This is a genomic window from Liquorilactobacillus sucicola DSM 21376 = JCM 15457 (assembly GCF_000612445.1).
Lineage (GTDB): Bacteria > Bacillota > Bacilli > Lactobacillales > Lactobacillaceae > Liquorilactobacillus > Liquorilactobacillus sucicola.
In genome coordinates, this window is record NZ_BALC01000002.1 from 45,495 (window position 1) to 63,698 (window position 18,204).

General features: G+C 38.5%; 13 protein-coding genes, 4 pseudogenes and 1 riboswitch. Of the genes and pseudogenes, 14 read left to right on the forward strand and 3 right to left on the reverse strand.

Annotation, left to right across the window (positions count from 1 at the left end):
* The first annotated feature begins 4 nt into the window (after positions 1 to 4).
* From darA to tsaD, 9 genes and pseudogenes are all read left to right on the forward strand, one after another.
* On the forward strand, positions 5 to 334 hold the full coding sequence (darA, locus tag JCM15457_RS03445; RefSeq protein WP_034987697.1) for a cyclic di-AMP receptor DarA: 330 nt from the start codon (positions 5 to 7) through the stop codon (positions 332 to 334).
* 13 nt (positions 335 to 347) lie between these two features.
* The gene (gene holB / locus JCM15457_RS03450) at positions 348 to 1,340 is read left to right on the forward strand and encodes a DNA polymerase III subunit delta' (protein WP_034987700.1); all 993 of its coding nucleotides are present in this window, start codon (positions 348 to 350) and stop codon (positions 1,338 to 1,340) included.
* Positions 1,341 to 1,354: 14 nt separating this feature from the next.
* Positions 1,355 to 1,692: pseudogene (locus JCM15457_RS03455) on the forward strand (DNA replication initiation control protein YabA).
* A pseudogene (gene rsmI / locus JCM15457_RS03460) lies at positions 1,692 to 2,586 on the forward strand (16S rRNA (cytidine(1402)-2'-O)-methyltransferase). The pseudogenes JCM15457_RS03455 and rsmI overlap by 1 nt, the downstream one beginning before the upstream one ends.
* A 16-nt stretch (positions 2,587 to 2,602) precedes the next feature.
* Complete coding sequence (locus JCM15457_RS03465) at positions 2,603 to 3,352, forward strand: acyl-[acyl-carrier-protein] thioesterase (protein ID WP_034987703.1); 750 nt, start codon at positions 2,603 to 2,605, stop codon at positions 3,350 to 3,352.
* A 69-nt stretch (positions 3,353 to 3,421) separates the two neighbouring features.
* Positions 3,422 to 3,526, forward strand: a riboswitch (THF riboswitch).
* A 35-nt stretch (positions 3,527 to 3,561) separates the two neighbouring features.
* Entirely contained in the window at positions 3,562 to 4,098 is a 537-nt protein-coding gene (locus JCM15457_RS03470) for a folate family ECF transporter S component (protein ID WP_034987706.1), read from the forward strand.
* Between the two features lie 206 nt (positions 4,099 to 4,304).
* A pseudogene (gene tsaB / locus JCM15457_RS11615) lies at positions 4,305 to 5,025 on the forward strand (tRNA (adenosine(37)-N6)-threonylcarbamoyltransferase complex dimerization subunit type 1 TsaB).
* The gene (gene rimI, locus JCM15457_RS03485; protein ID WP_051993276.1) at positions 5,000 to 5,590 is read left to right on the forward strand and encodes a ribosomal protein S18-alanine N-acetyltransferase; all 591 of its coding nucleotides are present in this window, start codon (positions 5,000 to 5,002) and stop codon (positions 5,588 to 5,590) included. The pseudogene tsaB and the gene rimI overlap by 26 nt, the downstream one beginning before the upstream one ends.
* Positions 5,583 to 6,608, forward strand: a complete 1,026-nt coding sequence (gene tsaD, locus JCM15457_RS03490; RefSeq protein WP_034987714.1) for a tRNA (adenosine(37)-N6)-threonylcarbamoyltransferase complex transferase subunit TsaD — start codon at positions 5,583 to 5,585, stop codon at positions 6,606 to 6,608. Before rimI ends, tsaD begins: the two co-directional genes overlap by 8 nt.
* 473 nt (positions 6,609 to 7,081) lie before the next feature.
* On the opposite strand, the pseudogene JCM15457_RS03495 reads toward tsaD, so the two are convergent.
* Positions 7,082 to 9,036: pseudogene (locus tag JCM15457_RS03495) on the reverse strand (ABC-F family ATP-binding cassette domain-containing protein).
* Positions 9,037 to 9,251: 215 nt separating this feature from the next.
* On the opposite strand from JCM15457_RS03495, the gene JCM15457_RS03500 reads away from it, so the two are divergent.
* Positions 9,252 to 9,905: a redox-sensing transcriptional repressor Rex gene (locus JCM15457_RS03500; protein ID WP_034987716.1), complete on the forward strand. Its 654-nt coding sequence runs from the start codon at positions 9,252 to 9,254 to the stop codon at positions 9,903 to 9,905.
* A gap of 181 nt (positions 9,906 to 10,086) precedes the next feature.
* Here the strand turns inward: JCM15457_RS03500 and JCM15457_RS03505 are convergent, their stop codons facing one another.
* Positions 10,087 to 10,725, reverse strand: coding sequence for a CPBP family intramembrane glutamic endopeptidase (locus JCM15457_RS03505; RefSeq protein ID WP_034987718.1), 639 nt, complete (start codon positions 10,723 to 10,725; stop codon positions 10,087 to 10,089).
* A gap of 190 nt (positions 10,726 to 10,915) precedes the next feature.
* On the opposite strand from JCM15457_RS03505, the gene groES reads away from it, so the two are divergent.
* The 4 genes from groES to JCM15457_RS03525 all read left to right on the forward strand — a co-directional run bounded on the left by groES (position 10,916) and on the right by JCM15457_RS03525 (position 16,874).
* Positions 10,916 to 11,200 (forward strand): co-chaperone GroES, encoded by a 285-nt coding sequence (gene groES, locus JCM15457_RS03510; protein ID WP_034987720.1) that lies wholly within the window; start codon positions 10,916 to 10,918, stop codon positions 11,198 to 11,200.
* 60 nt (positions 11,201 to 11,260) lie between these two features.
* Entirely contained in the window at positions 11,261 to 12,892 is a 1,632-nt protein-coding gene (gene groL / locus JCM15457_RS03515) for a chaperonin GroEL (RefSeq protein WP_034987721.1), read from the forward strand.
* A gap of 483 nt (positions 12,893 to 13,375) precedes the next feature.
* A complete protein-coding gene (kimA, locus tag JCM15457_RS03520) occupies positions 13,376 to 15,205 on the forward strand; it encodes a potassium transporter KimA (protein ID WP_034987722.1) in 1,830 nt (609 codons plus the stop codon).
* A gap of 541 nt (positions 15,206 to 15,746) precedes the next feature.
* Positions 15,747 to 16,874, forward strand: coding sequence for a glycosyltransferase family 4 protein (locus JCM15457_RS03525; RefSeq protein ID WP_034987724.1), 1,128 nt, complete (start codon positions 15,747 to 15,749; stop codon positions 16,872 to 16,874).
* Positions 16,875 to 17,248: 374 nt separating this feature from the next.
* On the opposite strand, the gene JCM15457_RS03530 is transcribed toward JCM15457_RS03525, so the two are convergent.
* Positions 17,249 to 17,884 (reverse strand): YigZ family protein, encoded by a 636-nt coding sequence (locus JCM15457_RS03530; RefSeq protein ID WP_034987725.1) that lies wholly within the window; start codon positions 17,882 to 17,884, stop codon positions 17,249 to 17,251.
* Between the last annotated feature and the right edge of the window lie 320 nt (positions 17,885 to 18,204).

Sequence of the window (18,204 nt, forward strand, 5' to 3'; positions counted from 1 at the left end):
AAGAATGAAAATGATTATTGCAATTGTCCAAGATAAGGATAGCAATCGTCTCAGCAATTTATTTATTGAAGCTAATATACGTGCGACAAAACTTTCTACAACGGGCGGTTTTTTAAAATCAGGGAATACGACCTTTATGATTGGAATTGAGGATGAACGTGTAGATGAGGTTTTAGATGTGATAAAGGATTCTTCACGTACAAGGCAGCAGTTCATGACTCCGCCTGTAAATCTAGATGCTACGATGGATTCGACTGCTTCATATCCGGTTGAAGTTCAAGTTGGTGGAGCGACAGTTTTTGTTTTGCCAATCGATTCATTCTTACAGTTTTAGGATGTGCTAGAAGATGGAACAAATAACAGCGGCTGAATTGCAACCTAAACTAACCAAACATTTTGCTAAATTGATTAATGAAGAGCATTTAGCGCACGCTTATATTTTTGCGGGCCCACAAGGGGTTGGAAAAAAAGAATTAGCTCTGTGGATTGCTGCAGGTCTGTACTGTCCACATATTAAAAATGGCGAACCATGTCTTAAGTGCACAGAATGCAAGCGAATTATGGAAGGAAATCAGCCTGATGTAGTTTTTATTGCTCCAGAAGGTTTATCTATCAAGGTGGAACAAATCCGCTTTTTGAAAGAAGAATTCAGCAAAAGCGGTGTTGAAAGCAACCGTAAATTTTTTATTATCCAAGATGCTGAAAAGATGACAACTGGGGCTGCCAATAGCCTATTGAAGTTTCTTGAAGAGCCAAGTGGCCAGGTAACAGCAGTTCTTCTGACAACGGCAGTTAATCAATTGCTGCCGACGGTTATTTCAAGATGTCAATTGCTTGAGCTTCCGGCTTTGACCAACTCACAGATGACAGCTAGACTTGAGGCAATGAAAATCCCCAAAGAAAAAGCTTTGGTGTTAGGAAGACTGACTGACAGTGTGCAATTAGCGCAAGAGTTGGCTCAGAATGCCAATTTTGAAGAATTATGCAAAAATGTTTGCCAATGGTATCTGCAAATTCTGCAAGGGGATTGGAGATGTTTTGTGGATGTTCAAGCAAAACTTTTGCCACTATTGTCTGGGAAAAAAGATGAGCAGCTTTTGCTAGACTTGATAGTCCTTTTAGCTAAAGATCTATTGCTGCTTCATTATTCGCAAAAGAAAATATCTTTTACGGCATTTAACGAAAAGTTTGTTAAAGCACTACAACCGTTTTCAACGCAAGAACTCGTCACAGCAACTGAATTAATACTAGGAACACGGAAAAGACTGGCGGTAAATGTTTCATTTCAAAACGTTATCGAAGCATTAACGCTTGAATTATGTCGATGTTATCACGGATAGATGAAGGTGATTTTTTGAATAAGCGAGAGTTATATGACAGTTTTGAGGATATGGGTTCCGAAACAGAGAAGATGCTTGCTAGAATTGAAAAAATAAAAAAAGAAATGATGCACGTAATTGAGAAAAACGCAGAACTAGAGATAGAAAATCAGCACCTCCGTGAACATTTAAAGGAATTAGAGACACAAAAGCAAAATGACGGGCAGGGTTTATCCAAATCACGGCAAAATTTGGAAAAACTTTATGAAGAAGGATTCCATGTTTGCAATGTTGACAATATGTATGGGACTAGGCGAATTAATGATGAGCTTGTGTTTTTTGTCAGGATGTTATATATGGGGAGAGACGTTAATGACTATAAAAGCTATGAGCAGTTTTCATCATTCAGGAGCTAAAGGGTCTTTATATTTGGTGCCAACTCCGATCGGCAATCTTGCTGATATAACTTTGCGTGCTCTTGATACACTAAAAAACGTTGATTTGATCGCAGCAGAAGATACACGTAACACGCAGAAATTGCTGAATCATTTTGAAATTAAAACACCTCAAATCAGTTTTCATGAACATAACACTAAAGAACGCATTCCACTACTTGTAAAAAAACTTTTAGATGGTCAGTCATTAGCACAAGTTAGTGATGCTGGTATGCCTTCAATCAGTGACCCTGGTCATGAATTGGTCGAAGCTTGTATAGAACAAGAGATAGCTGTCGTTCCATTACCAGGAGCAAATGCAGGTATTACTGCGTTAATCGCTGCGGGTCTGGCACCACAGCCTTTTATTTTTTATGGGTTTCTTGAACGCAAAAAAAACTTTGCGAGAAAATGAGTTAGAACATTTAAATAAACACACCGAGACTATGATTTTTTATGAAGCGCCGCACCGTTTAAAAAAGACGCTGCAAGCTATGCTTAAGGTGTTTGGCGAAGAGCGAAAAATTGTTTTGTGTCGTGAGCTTACTAAACGGTATGAGGAATTTTTGCGTGGCAATCTTGCAGAGGCTATAGAGTGGACTGAAACGCAAGAAGTACGTGGGGAGTTTTGCTTAATTGTTGCAGGAAGAGAAAAAGAGCTTGCAGATGAACAGCAAGATCCAACTGAAAGATTGCCTTTAGAGGAACAAGTCAAGCTGCTCCTTACGGATGGAACAATGAGAGTAAATGATGCAATCAAACTGGTAGCTAAGAAAAATAAATTGAAAAAGCAACTAGTGTATAAAGCGTACCATCATTTGGACTCAGAATAAAAGGGAAGGTGACTAGATGTCAGGGAAAAGATATTGTGAGAAACATAAAGTACGCTTTTATGAAACTGACTGTACGCGCAACGTAACAGTTGGGATGTTAGTGAACATCATGATGTTAGCCTCACAGGATCAAAGCAATGAGTTAGGAATAACGGTAAAAAAGGTCAATGAGCTGGGGTACGGTTGGGTTATTACACAGCATATGATTGATATTAAAAGATTGCCACAAATTTACGAGAGGATCAATGTCATAACAGAGGCGGCGAGTTACAATCGCTATTTTTGTTATCGCGATTTTTGGATCACGAGCGAGGATGGCGAAGAACTTGCAAAGATGCATAGTGTGTTTGTCCTGATGGATCAAAGTAAACGCAAGATAGCGCGTATTTTACCAGAATTGATTGATCCTTATGCCTCTGAATATACTAAAAAAATCGAACGCTTACCGGAACCTGAAAAAATAGTTGCAGACGAACAGGTGAGAATTAAGAAGTATCAAGTACGTTTTATGGATATCGACTCAAATCAGCATGTAAACAACGCACACTATTTTGATTGGATGATGGATGTGTTGCCGGCAGATTTTTTAATGTCACATTCTTTGAAAAAAATGAATATAAAATATAAGCAGGAAGTCCATTATGATGATAAAGTCAAAAGTAGTGTTCATATTGAGGAAGAAGAAGTTATCAAGACAGTTCATCAAATAAAAACTGAGCAAGCTTTATGCTGCACGGCTGAATGTGAATGGAAAACAAATCATTAATTGCAAAGTTAAGGCTAACTACTTTGTATCTAATGTGCTATAATAATGGCACGTAGTTTATACGTAAATTTCGGGGTAGGGGATAGAGCGTCAAGTGCCAAAGGGACGGAATGTGTCTTTTGGACGAAGAGTGATTGAAAATCTTCTCGCGGTTCTATCTCCGCATTCGCCGCATTTTTTTGTGGCAGCTCCAGCTGGGAGATGTCTGAGTGAATAATTTAGTTACAAAGCTGACGACAAGGGATATTACCTTGCTTGGCTTACTGATTGCAATGGATGTAGTAGTTGCAAGGTTTTTGTCTTTTGGGGTTTGGTCGGTTCGAGTCAGCCTGACGTTTGTGATTGTTTTTTTTATGGCTGTCTGGTTTGGACCGCTTGTCGGCGGAATCGCAGCAGCACTTGCTGACGTCGTCGGCACCCTACTACTAGGTGGCGGACTCGGGGGGTACTTTGCTGGTTTTACGCTGTCTGCTTTCTTAGGCGCTTTTGTTTATGGAATATTTTTCTATAACAAAGAAGTAACTTTTCTTCGTATTCTGGGTGCGGTGCTTATAAATGTGCTGTTTGTGGATGCCATACTGAATACTCTTTGGATTACATGGTTGTATGACACTTCCTTCATGTCTATTTTCCCCGTCCGCATTTTAAAGGAATTGTTGATGATTCCAATCCAGATTATTTTGTTGTCAATCGTGAGCAGAAACGCAGTGTTGAATACACTTAAAAATCATGTTAAGTTGAGATAAAAAGTAAAAACGAGGCCTAGGTGAGACACAAGTCGAGCTTATGCCTTTTATTTTATAAAAATAAAGATAGTTGTTCTACAAATAGGGTTTTGGGGTCGAATCTCAGAGTAACATTAGAATGTTAGCATCCATCCACATTCCTTTTTGTAAATGTGATAACATTGTTGATGGAATTTACGATTGAAGAATTGGAGCGATATAATACGATGAAAGTTTTGGCAATTGATACTTCAAATAAGCTTTAAGTGTTGCATTGCTTGAAGAGGGGCAGTTGGTAGCAACAACGACAACTAATATAGCTAAGAACCACAGCGTTACCTTAATGCCACTGATCGAGGAGCTTTTTAAGCGTGCAAATTGGCAGCCGCAAACAGTTGATCGAGTAGTTGTCGCACAAGGCCCAGGGTCATACACGGGATTGCGTATAGGCGTGACGACCGCGAAAACATTTGCATGTACTTTAAACAAAGAATTGGTTGGAGTTTCAAGCCTGGAAATTCTGGCGGGCGCCTTTGCCCACACTGAGCAACTGATAGTTCCACTCTTTGATGCACGCCGAAACAATGTTTTTGCGGGAGGTTATTCTAATAAAAATGGTAAGCTTGAACAGGTAATTGCAGATCAGCATACCAGTTAGATAATCTGTGTGACATATTGCAGCCATACTCCAAGATTATTTTTGTGGGAAAGGATTGTGTTCTTTTTAAGGATCAGTTGCTTAAAAAGATGGGGACTTCAAAAATTTCCTTTGCTCCACAGAGTTTTGCATATCCGCAGGCTCTTGTTTTGGGGCTGCTGGGTGAAAAAAAGCCGATTGCAGAAATTAACAGTTTTGTACCACATTACTTACGCTTGACGCAGGCAGAAACGCAATGGCTAAAAAATCATCGGGAGACTGATCATGAACCGTATGTTGAAAAAATTTAGTGCTTTACTACATGCTTTCTTGGCTGAAAATCCAAAACAGACAGAGTTTTCGTTTAAAAATAGGCATGTTTTAATAAATAAAAAATCTTTTTTGGTAAGTCGCGCGATTGTACCGGATATTCCAGAGCTGCTTAAGATGCAGGAAAAAGTCTATCCAAACGATAATTCATGGAATTTTGGAGTTTTTGAGGCAGAAATAAAAAATAAAAACAATAACTTGTACTTAATAATGCGGCATGAAGATCGTTTGGTGGCCTTTATTGGTGCTTTCTTCGATCGTAGGAAAAGGGATGTACATATTACAAATGTTGCTGTTACACCAATATTTCAGCGAAAAGGGCTGGGGCGGTATCTATTAGAAGTGATGATCGATTATGCTGATGAATTAAATTACCGCTCGCTCAGTTTAGAAGTCCGCCTGAGCAATAAAACGGCACAAGCATTATATAAATCGCTTGGTTTTACGAGTTACGGTTTAAAAAAAGAATATTATGTATCTAATCGGGAAGATGCTGTTGATATGAGATATGAATTTTCAAGAAAAGGGAACGGGAAGAATGAGTAAGCGAAGAGAACTGATTTTAGCTTTTGAATCGAGCTGTGATGAAACCAGTGTGGCAGTTATAGAAGACGGGTATAAAATTCTGTCGAATATTGTGGCAACTCAAATAAACAGTCATAAACGCTTCGGCGGTGTTGTTCCAGAGGTTGCCAGTCGACATCATATTGAACAGATTACGCTGTGCCTTGAGGACGCCTTATGTGAGGCAGGAGTAGACTATAAAGATTTAAGTGCTGTTGCGGTTACGTATGGACCAGGGCTTGTCGGAGCATTACTTGTTGGGGTTGCGGCTGCCAAAGTGGTGGCATTTACACATGGTCTACCTTTGATTCCAGTTAATCATATGGCTGGACACATCTATGCAGCTCGCTTTGTTGAACCAATTGTTTTTCCTGCACTGGCACTGCTTGTATCAGGGGGACATACAGAGCTAGTTTATATGGCAGAAACAAATAGTTATGAAATTATCGGTGAGACAAGAGATGACGCTGCCGGGGAAGCATATGACAAAGTAGGGCGTGTCTTAGGAATCAATTATCCGGCTGGAAAGGAAATAGATCGACTAGCACATTTGGGAAAAGATAATTTTAATTTTCCACGGGCAATGGTTGACGAAGACAACTTTGATTTCAGCTTTAGCGGGCTTAAGAGCTCCTTTATTAATACTGTACATCATGCTGATCAAATTGGAAAAAAACTTGATCACAAAGATTTGGCAGCAAGTTTCCAGCAAAGTGTAGTCGATGTTTTAGCACAAAAAACGGTTAGGGCATTACGAAAGTACCCTGTAAAGCAGCTAATTTTAGCGGGCGGAGTTGCGGCAAACAAAGGTTTGCGTGAAAGGATCGAAAATGAAATTGAACAATTCGATGATACTTCTCTATTAATGGCTCCATTGCAATTATGTGGTGATAATGCGGCTATGATTGGTGCGGCTGGTTACGTGGCTTGGAAAGCAGGGATTAAGGCGGATATGAGTTTGAATGCTGAACCAAGCCTTGAATTCGCCTGGCTAGATTAAATGTCTTTAAGTTTTTTGAACCAGTAGGAACGCTGACAGATCTGTTGTTTTTGAATAGGAACTATTCGTGGCAAAGTAAGAATTTAGTGGTGCCGATAGGCGTTACACTTTGAGCATTAATTGCAAATTATGAACTTGAGCTGATTTGTGCTAAGAGCAATCACGTGATTTGGCACGGAAGACTAATTATTGGAACATATTAATTTGTCTATTTCAATTTAAATAGGGGGAGCTGGGTTAAAAGTAAAATTTTAACCTAGCTCCTCTATTTATTTCGTATAAACCGTGTTTCGTAAGTCAAAATTCTACGGTTAACTTGTCTTTACTGACTTATGGCGCGTTACCTTTTTTTGAAAGTTATGCTCTAATTCTTGCACTGCCTCGTGTTGTTGTCTGTATTGATGTGCGTGAATTACACTTTAGCAGCTCGCATGTTAACAAGGTTCATTGCTTTAATTTAAGTAACCGATACGCTAGTTAGTACCCTTATTTTCCAAAGCTAAACTCTTTTCTTCCCATAGCTGTTCGGCCTGCTCCAATTGCTGTGTACACTCAGTTAGCTGGACCTGGAATTCCTGCATCTTGTCTGCATTGGAAAATATTTCTGGTTGTGACATTTTTGTTTCGATCGTTATTTTTTGGGTGCTTAGCTGTTCTATTACTTCCTCTAACTTGGCTATTTCACGCTTTAGTTTGCGTTCCTCTTTTTGTGCGGTTTTGCTAACTTTGTAATCACTTTTGGCAGATGAGGCAGCAGGAGAGACGTTGAGATTCTCCTCTTTCTTTTTTTCATTAGCGATGAGCTCCTGCTCTTCTTTTTTATCAATATAATAGTCATAATCGCCTAAGAATAATTTACTGCCAGCTTGGGATATTTCCAAAACACTAGTTGCAATTTTATTGATGAAGTAGCGATCATGCGACACAAAGAGAACAGTCCCGCTGAAGTTTAGAAGTGCATCTTCTAGAACTTCCTTGCTGTCGATATCTAAGTGGTTAGTAGGTTCATCAAAAATAAGAAAATTATGGTTGTTCATAGCCAATTTTGTTAGTAATAGACGTGCCTTTTCACCACCGGAAAGATTGTGAACGATTTTTTTAACATCATCCCCAGAAAAAAGAAAACTGCCCAGAACGGAACGAATATCTTTTTCTGGAATTAATGGGTGATCGTCCCAAATCTCACTTAAAACAGTCTTTGAACCATGAACATTTTTGAGTTCCTGATCATAATAACCAACATCGACATTTGTCCCGAAACGGCAATGCCCTTTAATAAAAGGTATTTTTCCGAGGATGCTTTTAAGCAGTGTTGATTTGCCGACCCCGTTCGGTCCGACGATTGCCATAATGTTATGCTTGCGCAAGTCGATATTTATTGGTTGCGAAATAATTTCGTTATCGTGTCCTATTGCAGCACTTTCAATTACAAGAACAATGTTGCCACTCTCTTCGTTGACTTTGAATTGAAAATGAGGACCTTTTTCATGGCCTTTGGGACGTTCTAGTCGTTCTATTTTTTCGAGTTGTTTACGTCTACTCTGAGCCCGCTTAGTTGTTGAGGCGCGCGCCAAGTTGCGATCAACAAAGTCCTCCAATTTGGCTATCTCAGCTTGTTGTTTTTCGTATTTTTTCCATTGTAGACGAATGCGATCTTCTTTTTCGCGGACATAATCTGAATAATTACCTTTGTATGATTGGATAGAGTGACGTGTTAATTCATAGACCTCTGTTGCAATTTTATCTAAGAAATACCGATCATGCGATACAATCAGCAATGCACCGCTATAAGATTGGAGGTAGCTTTCTAACCAGCTTAAAGTGTCAATATCCAGATGATTTGTTGGTTCGTCCAGAATTAAGAGATCACGTTTTTCTAAAAGCAACTTAGCCAAAGCCAAGCGAGTTTTTTGACCGCTGATAATGAAGCAATTTTTCTGTGATAGTCATTTTCAAAAAAATGAAAGCCATGTAAAACGGAGCGGATTTCGGATTCATAGCCATAACCATTTTTTTCTTTGAAAGTGTGCTGTATTTTATCATACTGCTTGAGCAAATTAGCATAAACCACTTGATCTATGTGAGCAGCACTGGCTGTTTGAGCAATTTTATTTTCTAATTTGTGCATTTGTTGTTCAGTACTTTGCAAATCAGCAAAGACAGTCAGCATTTCGTCATAGATGGTATTGGACGATTCGAGACCGGTATCTTGTGCGAGATAGCCAAGCGTAAGATTTTTCTTCTTTACAATCTTTCCCTCATCAGGTTTTTGTTGGTCAGTAATCATTTTGATAAGAGTAGATTTGCCAACACCATTGCGGCCGACTAGCGCAATGCGTGATTTTTCTTGGATAGTAAGGCTTACATTTTTAAAGAGAATATCTGCTCCAAAGTAACGAGCGACATGTTGAGCTTCAAGTAAAATCATATTTACACTTCCTAATCGATTAACATGTGTTTTTTAAATTTTGAAAACTGAAAGGTTAAATTATTGCAAGCGTATCTTTTTTAGTGTAGCATAACCATGTTAAAAAAGTGGTGTACGATTCTGTTCACATGAATAAACATTATGTTGTTCTCACCTTTCAGAGTCTATGTTACAATAATAACAAGTTTAACTTTAAATTGGAAAGGAGGATTATTATGGCAACTTCAAAAATACCGCATGCAACAGCCAAAAGGCTGCCAATTTATTATCGCTATCTTCATTTTCTATCAGATGCCGGTAAGCAACGTGTTTCTTCGACAGAATTAGCTGATGCTGTAAAAGTTGATTCAGCAACAATTCGGCGAGATTTTTCGTATTTTGGTGCTTTGGGCAAACGTGGCTATGGTTATGATGTTGAAAGCTTGCTTGCTTTTTTCAAAAAGACTCTTAACCAAGATAAGTTAACGAATGTTGCACTTGTTGGTGTAGGGAATCTAGGTCATGCCTTACTAAATTACAATTTTCATCAAAGCAATAATGTGCGTATTAGTGCAGCTTTTGATGTTAAAGAAGACATCACAGGCACCATTCAGAGCAGTGTTCCAGTCTATCACATGAATGATATGAAAGAACAATTGTCAGTGCAACAGATCGAAATCGTCATTTTGACGGTCCCTTCGAAGGTTGCGCAAGAGGTAACTAACGAAGTGGTTGAAGCCGGTGTTAAAGGAATTTTAAACTTTACGCCCCTGAGGATAACGGTCCCAGATACGGTACGTGTCCAGAATGTTGACTTAACAAATGAATTGCAAACTTTGATCTATTTCTTAGACAAGTTCGGTAAACAGGACGAAAATAAACTCGGATAATTCTTTACATATCGATCATGAATTATTGTCCAAGGGATCAGATGTGTTTCGTTAAGCTGCAATGATAATTTTTATAAGAACGAGTTAAGCTGTTTCTTCTACGGAAGAGGCGGCTTTTTTGTCTGCACACCAGCTGAAGATTCAAGCGCAACAGATATAGGTGGTTAACGAGACACTGAAATTAGAGCAGACTGGAAACAACAATGACCGTGTTCATTAAGACATGAGATAGCATGGATGCTCTGAGTCTACCTGTTTTAGTGTAAATATAGCAGAACGTCAGACCCATAACAGCGTATGTGATAAAGTGACCATCTTGGTGTGCAATGCTGAATAGGGTACTTGAGGTCAGAGCTGCTCCGATGGGGCCAATCAGTGTACTAAGATTTCCATAAAGAACTTTGCGGAAGACCAGCTCTTCCATGATAGGAGCCGCTAGAATAACAAAAATAATGTAATACGGATAATGTATGAGCACGTTCAGCGTTGCTGCTGTGTTTTGAGATTCGAGAGACTGATCAAATAAGTTTGTCTCAACTAAGAAGCTAAGCCGTTGAAGTAATAGAGCTGCGAATGTTCCAACGAGCCCCCAGCCGATTGCACCTCTTGCTGTTGTTTTATTAGGAGAAGACACCTGATTGTTGAAAGGGTACTTTTTATTATTAAAGAAGAGCATACACAACATGCCTAACAAACCACATAATGTAATTGCTGAGTAATAGATATTATTGTTCTTGAAAAATGCTAAAAAAATACTTGGAAGAGACATTGACAAAAGGTAGGTCAAGGTCAGTGATAAAGAATTGTTTTTTAAGTTCATATATATATACTCCGATCTAAAAACTAAAATTCAAAGCATAGTATAGCACATTCAACCAAATTAATTAGCACTTGGAGACAAAGAGTGATAAAAAGGTTGCAATTAAACTTGAAATTGATTATAGTAATAAATGTAGTTAGCACTCGCAAATGATGAGTGCTAAAGCATAACAATATTGGAGGGATATAAAGTGCTTAAGCCTTTAGGAGATCGCGTAGTTTTAGAAGTTCAAAAAGAGGAAGAACAAACTGTTGGTGGGATTGTTCTTGCAAGTAATGCGCAAGAAAAACCACAAACAGGTAAAATAGTCGTTGTTGGTGACGGGAAAGTCCTTGACAACGGTGAAAAATTAGCTCCATCAGTCAAAACTGGAGATACAGTTTTGTTTGATAAATATGCTGGCACGGAAGTCAAATATGAAGAAAAAGCATATTTGGTTGTCCATGAAAAAGATATTGTTGCTATCGTAGATTAATAGAAAGTAATCAAGTTCATATAAGAACTCGGAAAGTATTTTAATATGGGGTGAATTTTAATGGCAAAAGAAATTAAATTTTCAGAGGATGCACGTGCGAAAATGCTTGCTGGGGTTGATAAGCTAGCAGATACAGTTAAGTCAACTATCGGACCAAAGGGAAGAAATGTCGTTCTTGAACAATCGTATGGTTCCCCAACAATTACAAATGATGGTGTAACTATTGCAAAGTCAATTGAACTTGAAGACCATTTTGAGAATATGGGTGCAAAATTAGTTGCAGAAGTTGCTTCTAAAACTAACGATATTGCTGGTGATGGAACGACAACAGCGACTGTTCTAGCACAAGCAATCGTCAACGAAGGTATGAAGAATGTGACTGCGGGTGCAAATCCAGTTGGAATTCGCAGCGGGATTGAGATTGCTACAAAAAAAGCTGTTGAAGCTTTGCATGCTATGTCTCACAAAGTCGAATCAAAGAGCGATATTGCCCAAGTCGCAGCTATCTCTTCTGCCAATGAAGAAGTCGGCAAATTGATTGCTGATGCGATGGAAAAAGTTGGCAACGATGGGGTTATCACTATTGAAGAATCTAAGGGGATTGATACTTCACTTGATGTTGTTGAAGGGATGCAATTCGATCGCGGATATCTTTCACAATATATGGTAACTGATAATGACAAGATGGAGGCAGACCTTGATAATCCATACATCTTGATTACAGATAAGAAGATTTCAAATATTCAAGAGATTTTGAATTTGCTGCAATCAATAGTTGAACAAGGCCGTCCATTACTTGTCATTGCTGATGATGTAGATGGTGAAGCATTGCCAACTCTTGTACTGAATAAGATTCGAGGAACATTCAATGTTGTGGCCGTCAAGGCTCCGGGCTTTGGTGATCGTCGCAAGGAAATGTTGCAGGATATCGCAACATTGACTGGTGCGACTGTGATTACTGATGACCTTGGTTTACAGCTCAAGGACACGAAGATTGAGCAATTAGGTTCTGCAGGTAAGGTCACAGTTACAAAAGATAAGACAACGATTGTTGAAGGCGCTGGGGATAAGTCATTGATTGCTGAAAGAGTTGAAACAATCAAGAAGCAAATCAGTGAGACTACTTCTGACTTTGATCGTGAAAAATTGCAAGAAAGGTTAGCTAAGCTTGCAGGCGGGGTTGCAGTTGTTAAGGTCGGTGCTGCAACTGAAACTGAACTTAAGGAACGCAAGTACCGGATCGAAGATGCTCTGAACGCTACGCGTGCCGCAGTTGAAGAAGGTTTTGTACCAGGTGGTGGTACAGCATTGATTGATGTTATCGATAAGGTTGCAGCAATTAAGGCTGATGGTGATGTTCAAACTGGTGTCAATATTGTTAGACGTGCATTGGAAGAACCAGTTCGCCAAATAGCTGAAAATGCTGGCCTTGAAGGTTCTGTGATTGTTGAAAAGCTGAAGGAACAAAAAGAAGGCGTTGGTTACAATGCCGCAACTAATGATTGGGTTGATATGGTTGAAGCAGGTATCGTTGATCCAACTAAGGTGACACGTTCAGCTTTGCAAAACGCGGCTAGTGTATCTGCATTGTTGCTGACCACAGAAGCCGTTGTGGCAGATCAGCCAGCTCCTGAATCTGCAGCACCAGCGGCACCAGCAGCACCAGGTGCCGGCATGGGCGGAATGATGTAAATATAGTTTTTCACTTTGAACTAATTGAGTTAGATGGGGATGGACCAAAGGATGTCTTTGGCCCATCTCTTTTTTTATCTTGCGTCCTCTGAATAACTATTCACTCATTGTGTCAGTTTTTTTTCGTTTAGGTGTGAATTAAGCATAATTAAATTTTGACTGTATTCGTAATTGGCTCGTATGCTCAAATACCTTTAGTTATTGGTGATTTTCCTTTACTTGATGTGTTATGTATCTTTAAAAAAGAGCTCTTTATATTAAAAAATGATGCATCTGCATGTAAAATGTGATAGATTAATTGGATGATGTGTGCATACAATTTGAACTAAACCAAATGGCAAGTTCCTTTTTTTATATTTAAAATGGACACGGCTTTTTTTGAAGTTTATGTCGACATATCATTTATTATCAAACGGGTGTAGAATAAACTTACTTGATTTTAAAAATTAGTTTTTAGTAAGGATATAAAAGGGGTAAGGAAAAATGTGGCGTTATTTAAAACGGCTTCTGATAGGAAAACCGTTGAAGACAACTGATGAAGGCGGGCAGTCATTGACGAAGTTTAAAGCATTGGCATTGCTCTCATCAGATGCATTATCGTCAGTTGCGTATGGGACTGAACAAATCACAGCTGTCTTGGTGGTTTTATCTGCAGCGGCTACTTGGTATGCGATCCCAGCTGCCGGAATAGTTCTTGTCTTATTATTTGCAATTACGATGTCATATCGACAGATCATCCATGCTTATCCGTCAGGTGGCGGGGCATACATGGTTGCCACGAGAAATTGGGGAACGTCTATTGGTTTGGTTGCAGGTGGTTCGTTGCTGGTTGATTATATGTTAACAGTTGCTGTATCTGTAACGTCGGGGACTGAAGCTATTACTTCTGCAATACCAGTTTTAAGAGAACACAGCGTTGCAATTTCAATTATTATCGTGTTATTCATTATGACGCTCAACTTAAGAGGTATGCGTGAATCTGCGTCTTTTCTGACAATTCCGGTCTACTTGTTTATTATCTTATTGGTTTCGATGATCTGCTGGGGACTGTTTAATATAGCCACGGGCAAACTCAGTTATTCTGCGGCTGCCCCTGTAGGAAGTTTTGTTCCAGGAATGTCACTAGTACTTTTCCTAAAGGCTTTTTCTGCCGGCTCATCATCACTGACTGGTGTTGAAGCTATTAGTAATGCGGTTCCTAATTTCAAAAAACCGAAAAGAAAGAACGCTGCTAATACGTTGGCAATTATGGCAATTGTATTGGCTGGTTTCTTCGCAGGTGTAACTTTCTTAAGCTACTATTTGGGCATTATTCCTAATTCTAAGGAAACTGTTCTTTCGCAAATTGGGATGGCCGTTTTTGGACATGGTATATTCTATTATCTATTACAGTTGTCAACGGCGATGATCTTGGCTGTTGCTGCTAATACGGGATTCTCGGCTTTTCCTATTTTGGCATATAATCTTGCAAAAGATAAATTTATGCCGCATATGTATATGGACAAGGGTGATCGTTTAGCATACTCTAACGGGATCATTTCTTTAGCAGTTGGTGCGATCGTATTGATTTTGATCTTTCATGGGCAGACCAGCTTGTTGATTCCGCTGTATGCAGTTGGGGTATTTGTTCCGTTCACACTTTCACAGTCGGGAATGATTATTCATTGGCTGCGAGAGAGAGGAAGCAAGTGGATCCTGAATTTGATGTTCAATTTCTTAGGCGCATTCATTTCCTTAGCATTAGTTATCTTCTTATTCTGGCTGCATTTTGGAAATGTTTGGCCATATCTTGTTATTATGCCTGCGTTGATATATCTATTCTATAAGATCCATGATCACTATATTACTGTTGCTGCACAATTGAGATTGCGGCAAGAGGCAGACTTACATGAATATGATGGTTCAACTGTTGTTGTTTTAGTTAGTTCGGTAACACATGTGACTACAGGAGCAATTAATTATGCTCGCTCTATCGGAGATTACGTTATAGCAATGCACGTTTCTTTTGATACCAATCCTAAGAAAGAGCATGAAACTGCCAATGAATTTAAAGAGTCATTTCCTGATGTCCGTTTTGTTGACTTGCATTCTTCTTATCGATCTGTTGCATCGCCGGTTTTGCGTTTTTGCGATGTTATTGCAAAAAACTCGGCCAAGAAAAATTATACGACAACTGTTCTGGTACCACAGTTTGTGCCACGAAAACCATGGCAAAACATTCTGCATAACCAAACGAGTTTACGTTTGCGAGCGGTTTTGAATTCACGAGAGAATATTATTGTAGCAACTTACAGTTACCATTTAAAAAAATAATTTTTGATCCTGTAAATAAATTGATTTTGTATGCTGACATACTTATCAATTAAAAAAGAGCCCCCAAAGTTAGTTTTAATTCAGCTTTGGGGGCTCCTTACGTATAATTTTTATTGGGAAGTTATTTTGAAACTTGGATTTGAAGTATATTTTCAATAGAATGTTCTTGGAACATGTTTTCTAACTTGTCTTTACTTTTACTTTGATCGTCACGGATGGTGTATTCGAAAGCTTGTCCTTTTATTGTATATGAAGGAACTGGGGCAAAACGAGGCGTATCTCAAAAGTTAAATTTCACGTTAGTACTCAAATTTTAACGACTTATGTCACACTTACTTGTAGAATCGTAATTTTGTGGCATTAAATATTATGGGCGAGCATCTAGTCTATATTTTTTGCACAATAAATGAATTAAGTTTATTAATGTTTGCATAAATGGATGGGCATATATGCTATAATAGGCTTCAGCTAGTCCAAGAGCAATTTTTAATATTGATTATGAGTTCTTTTTTGGATGATTATAAAAGAAAGAGGACGGCATATGTATTTGATTATGGTATCTTTATTTGCGACGGCTTTGTTGTCTTTGATATTAACGCCGTTGATACGCAGACTGGCCTTTAAAGTGGGAGCCGTTGATAATCCCAATACGAGACGTGTTAATAAGATTCCGATGCCCACAATGGGTGGGCTGGCAATTTTTATTGCATTTAATGCTTCAAATTTTCTTCTGCTACGTAAACAATATCCGACAAATCAAGTTTGGATATTGTTTGTTGCTGAATGCGTAATCGTTGCAACAGGAATTATTGATGATATTTATGAATTAAAACCAAAACAAAAAATTATAGGAATTACTTTAGCAGCCTTGATCGTGTATTTCTTTGCACATGTCAGAATGACTACCTTGACTGTACCTTTCTTTGGAACTTTGAATTTGGGCTGGCTTAGCCTCCCAATCACAGTAATATGGATTTTGGCAATTACAAACGCGATTAACCTTATAGATGGTCTAGATGGTTTAGCGACGGGTGTTTCGATCATCGCTCTTTTTACGAGTGGCTTAACAGGTTTTTTCTTTTTGAATGTGACAAGCACCTTTGTCTCTATCATGATGTTTACGTTAGTGGCTGCATTGATTGGCTTTCTACCGTTTAACTTTCATCCTGCAAAGATTTATCTGGGAGATACAGGAGCTTTATTCATTGGTTTTATGATTTCCGTCTTTTCACTTTATGGCTTAAAAAATGCGACATTTATTACAATCGTTATCCCTGTAATTATTTTGGGTGTTCCCATAACCGATACTGTTTATGCGATTTTGCGAAGAGTTTTGAATAAGAAACCAATATCGCAGGCTGATAAACACCACCTGCATCACCGCTTGATGGAGATGGGGCTATCGCATACGCAAACAGTGTTGGTTATCTATGGGATTGCATTAATTTTTTCGTTTATTTCTTTATTGTATCCAATCTCAAATGTTGTTGGATCGATTTTGCTGACGGTTGCTACCTTGTTTGGCCTGGAATTGTTTGTTGAATCGATCGGTTTGGTTGGAAGCCAAAGACGACCATTATTGAAATGGATTGGAAGAGTAATGAAAAAAGAGAGCAGAATATCGACTCATTTGAGTAAAAAAAGCAAAAAAAAAGATAAGGACCAATGAAAATTGCTTTTTCAAGGCACATTATACCTTTTTTTGTTCCTGTCAAATTTGCTTGTTCAACATGGAAGTATGATATAAGTTGACTAAATTTTAGTATTGACTCGAAACTGCTACCGAAATTTTGACTTAGGGAGTACGTTTAGACAAAGTAAACAATAATCTAATAATTAGTTCTGAAGTTAAACGTCGAGAAATTAACTTCAGGGCTTTTTTTACAATAAAAGTGAGGTCAAGGCCAGTCAACTATAATCTCATGGAACACGTTTATACGGAATAAAAAGAGGGGCTGTGCCAAAAGTTAACTTTTGGCACAGCTCCTTACTATTTGTTATACATATTATCATGTTGCGGTGGTTTTCTGGTTTAAGAACTAACTAGTCATAATCAACCTCAACATAACGTTCAGGACCTTCTTTGAAGGTGACACGCGCATTCAGAAAATCAATCACACTTTCTTTAAAAGCTATTGTTTCTGTGGAAGCGACAGAGACTTGTAGAGTAACTACTGCAGCAAAGTCTGCTTTTATGAGAGTGATGTTATTTTGTTCCAAAAAAATCTTTAAACGGTTATGCTGCGAATAACTGACTTCAAGATAAATAATTTTTTGAAGAACACATTTGACTATACCAATAGCGGTAATCGTAGATACTGTTGACTGGGTGTAGGCACGAATCAGGCCACCGGTTCCTAGTTTGATTCCTCCGAAGAACCGGGTTACTACAGCAGTAACATCTTTTAGGTCATTCTTTTTCAAGACTTCAAGGATAGGCACACCAGCTGTTCCTGAGGGCTCCCCATTATCACTTTCGCGTTGGATCTCGTTATGTTCACCAATAACATAAGCAAAACAATTGTGATTTGCTTTGGGATAGACAGCCTTTGTTTTAGCAATGAATGTCCGCGCCTCATCTTCATTTTTAGTGCGCGCAATGCTACATATGAAAACAGACTTCTTGATACTGATCTCAGAGTGTCCAGCTTTTTTTATAGTTAAATATGAATTGATCATTTAGTATAACACACCTCCAAATGCGTATTTTTTAATTAAGGGAAGGTGGCGATAACTGATGGACAAGAGTGAGGCATTCGGCAGATTATGCAGTGTTAAAAAAATTTTTTGCACCAAATGAACTTAGATGAAGGAAATATAATACCTGCGATTCAAGTTGAAACAGCAGATGTCATCTGCTATCGTTGCGGCCAAAAGACCACCAAAAAACGTGCAGCACTTCCCAATAATCAGTATTTCTGTCCTCAATGTATCATCATGGCAGAATCAGTACACTAGACATATTATACACTATACCTGAACCAAATAATTTTATTGTG